The sequence below is a fragment of the Marinobacterium sp. MBR-109 genome, assembly GCF_040547565.1.
GTDB lineage: Bacteria > Pseudomonadota > Gammaproteobacteria > Pseudomonadales > Balneatricaceae > Marinobacterium.
The window spans coordinates 1-2,360 of sequence record NZ_JBEPPZ010000020.1 but is presented as its reverse complement, the minus strand read 5'-3'; the positions used below and the strand labels follow the sequence as shown (position 1 = coordinate 2,360).

3 protein-coding genes are annotated in these 2,360 nt (G+C 57.5%); all 3 read right to left on the bottom strand.

Annotation, left to right across the window (positions count from 1 at the left end; all coding sequences use genetic code 11):
- A partial coding sequence (tnpC, locus tag ABIE60_RS16530) for an IS66 family transposase (protein ID WP_354470595.1) occupies positions 1-1,544 on the bottom strand: 1,544 nt, incomplete at its 3' end.
- Between the two features lie 46 nt (positions 1,545-1,590).
- Positions 1,591-1,959, bottom strand: coding sequence for an IS66 family insertion sequence element accessory protein TnpB (tnpB, locus tag ABIE60_RS16525; protein WP_354470594.1), 369 nt, complete (start codon positions 1,957-1,959; stop codon positions 1,591-1,593).
- Positions 1,959-2,276, bottom strand: coding sequence for an IS66 family insertion sequence element accessory protein TnpA (gene tnpA / locus ABIE60_RS16520; protein WP_354470593.1), 318 nt, complete (start codon positions 2,274-2,276; stop codon positions 1,959-1,961). The genes tnpB and tnpA overlap by 1 nt, the downstream gene beginning before the upstream one ends.
- Positions 2,277-2,360: the final 84 nt, after the last annotated feature.

The following is a 2,360-nucleotide window of genomic DNA, read 5'->3' as shown; positions in this document are numbered from 1 at the left end:
GCCGAGGGCTCCAGATTGTTGGCTTTGGCCGTTTCGATCAGGGAGTAACAGGTAGCACTGGCGTGAGCGCCCTGCGGGGTATCCGCGAACAACCAGACCTTGCGCCCCACAGCGAACGGACGGATGGCATTCTCGGCCAGTACGTTGCTGATGTGCAGGTCACCCCGCTCACAGTAGCCGATCAGGGTGGGCCACTGGTTCAGGGTGTATTCCATAGCTTTGCGAGTTAGCCCGCCTTTCATCACGCGACCCACGTTGGCGTCCAGCCAGGTCTTGAAGGCTTCCAGTCGAGGCAGGCTCGATGCCTGACGGATCTGATAGCGTTCGGCCACGCTCAGGTCCTTGATCTGACGCTCGATGGTATACAGTTTGTTGATGTGACTGAGTGCCACATCCGCTTTGGACAGCCTGGCCTGTTTGCCTTTACCCGCCGGCTTGGCCGCTTTGGTCGCTTCGATGAACTTGCGGCGGGCGTGATCCCAGCAGCCGATCCGTGTCAGCTTATTGGCTGAGCAGATCTGCGCATAACCGGAGTAACCATCCGCCTGCAGCACACCCTTGAAGTCATCAAGCAGGCGCACGGGCACCGCTCCACTTCGAGAGGGATCATAGGCGAACAGGACGGAAGGTTGGCCCGGTGGACCACCACGGGTCACCCACATCCATTTATCGGATTGGGCGGTTTTGCCATCTTCTTTGAGTACCTGGATCCGGGTTTCATCAGCCTGCAGATAGGCCGCACTGTTCTGCGCTTCCCGCATCAGATGGATCAGGGGTTTGAACACCTCATTCAGACGGATGATCCAGTGCGCCATGCTGGTGCGGCTCAGCTCATGGCCCAGACGTTTGAACATCTGCTCTTGCCGGTACAGCGGCAGACCATCGGCATATTTCGAGGTGATCAGGTAGGCCAGCAGGGCCGGGGTGGCGATGCATTTGCCCAGCGGGTGTGTCGGGCGAGCCGCAGCGACGATACGCTCATCGCCGTCCTGCTCGAACACCGCTTTTTCCTGCCAGTATTCCAGCACTTTGAGCTGAGCCGGGATGTACTCCAGCTCTTCCTTCACCTTGGTGAAGAAGGTTTTGACCGCACCGGCCTTCTCTTCATCACTCAGCAGCAGCTCGATGCGCTCACGCAGCAGGTGATCGGAGAAGCCGCGCTGACGGCGTTTGGGTGCAGACGCGGCAGCAGGAGTATCGTCTTCAGCGGCTTCAACATCGTCCGGGAGCTGATCCCGCAGCTGATCGATCTCGGCTTCCAGTTCGGACTCATCGAAGAGGTGGATCTGGTGGGCCGTTTTCTCACTGCTGGCTGCGAACCGTTGGATGCGCTGCAAGCGCAGCATCTCTTCCAGCAACAGGATGTACTGCTCGCGCTGCTGGAGTTGCCGGTCACGCTCTTTGACGACCTGATCCCGCTGCTCAAGCTCACCCTCTTTCGAGGCCAGTTGCTGCTGCAGCCCGGCCACCATCGACAGCAAGTCAGCGGTCGATAAACTGCTGATATCAGGCGTCTTTGAGGTGGTTTCGGGCTGTGTTTTCATGGGCAAAATTATATCAAAAACAGCCAGTTGGTGCACCCAAAATTGACTACCCAATGGCCTCATAATGGAGCGTTTTATGGCCCTGCAGCAGGCTGATATCATAGCCATCGAGCAACCAGTTGATCTGCTCGCCGGTCAGCGGCATCAGCTCATCGGCCGGGCTTGGCCACTTGAATTTCTCTTCGGCCAGCGCCTTGTAATAGAGGATAAAACCGTTGTCTTCCCACATCAGGCACTTGATCTTGTTACGCTGCCGGTTGGTGAACGCATACAGGGCACCAGTGAAGGGGCTACGCCCTAACTCCTGCTCAATCAGCACCGCCAGGCCATTGGCTTGCTTGCGAAAATCAATGGGCTCACGGTACAGATAGATCTCGGGCATGGACCGAGAGGGACGCAGATACCGCGGTTTCATCAGAGCTGCCTCAGGATTGCACCGAGCAGATCGACATTACCGGCATGCAGGCCTGTAATGGCCATGCCACCCGGAAGCCTCAGGGTCAGATCACTCGACACCGGTGTAGCGGCCAGCTGGGTGACGCGAGCAAAGCTGGATGTAGGCACACGCTCGATCTCGGTCGCATCATCTGTACCTTCGAGCTTGCGGCGCCAATAGACAAACTGGTGATAGGACAGTGATTGCTGTTTGCAGAAAGCAGCACCGGATAGCCCGGTATCACGCCAGTGTTCAATGTGCTGTTGCCAGTAGTGTGTGCGCTCGGTTGAGTTCATGATGGATTCCTCGCGTAGGTGACGATGGAATCAGTGTGGGGCGGTTAGTGGCTGGAAAAAAGGGGCTGATTTAAGGGCGCTTAC

What these genes read in the sequence shown, in the direction of transcription:
- tnpA (WP_354470593.1), bottom strand. Translation starts at nt 2,276, where the DNA reads ATGAACTCAACCGAGCGCACACACTACTGGCAACAGCACATTGAACAC.
- tnpB (WP_354470594.1), bottom strand. Translation starts at nt 1,959, where the DNA reads ATGAAACCGCGGTATCTGCGTCCCTCTCGGTCCATGCCCGAGATCTAT.